Raw genomic sequence first — 504 nt, 5'->3', positions numbered from 1 at the left:
GAAACAGTTTTCATTCAATCTCTAAGATTGAATTTACTAGTCAGCTTTCCAGATTGTTAAAGAGCATGTGAATTATCTTTCGATAACCACTGTTTAAAGATTCTCGAAGAAAGTCTTTAGAGAGTGGTTCCAATGAGCCTGAGACCAGGCGTGGGTTTTCGACGTTTAGTTGGCTAAACGAGAAAGCGCACAACGCAGTATCAGAGAAATTGGTGGAGCTAAGCAGGATCGAACTGCTGACCTCCTGCGTGCAAGGCAGGCGCTCTCCCAGCTGAGCTATAGCCCCATCGAGTATTGCAAGAGTGTTTAACCACTGCATTTGGGAAGACAGTGGTGGGTCTGAGTGGACTTGAACCACCGACCTCACCCTTATCAGGGGTGCGCTCTAACCACCTGAGCTACAGACCCTTCTCTTGCGCTCTTAACGATTTCGACCAAGCAATCTGTGTGGACACTGCATCAACGACACAGTCTTTAGGTAAGGAGGTGATCCAGCCCCAGGTT

General features: G+C 47.6%; 2 tRNA genes. Both read right to left on the bottom strand.

The features are described from left to right. Positions 1-210 precede the first annotated feature (210 nt). Positions 211-286, bottom strand: a tRNA-Ala gene (locus Q4491_RS21505). Between the two features lie 45 nt (positions 287-331). Further along, positions 332-408: transfer RNA gene (locus Q4491_RS21500), tRNA-Ile, on the bottom strand. Positions 409-504 lie beyond the last annotated feature (96 nt).

Origin of the sequence: Photobacterium sp. 2_MG-2023, assembly GCF_030547675.1 — a bacterium.
Taxonomy (GTDB): Bacteria; Pseudomonadota; Gammaproteobacteria; order Enterobacterales; family Vibrionaceae; genus Photobacterium; species Photobacterium arenosum.
The sequence above is the reverse complement of the archived record's forward strand: the minus strand, read 5'-3'. Positions and strand labels throughout refer to the sequence as shown.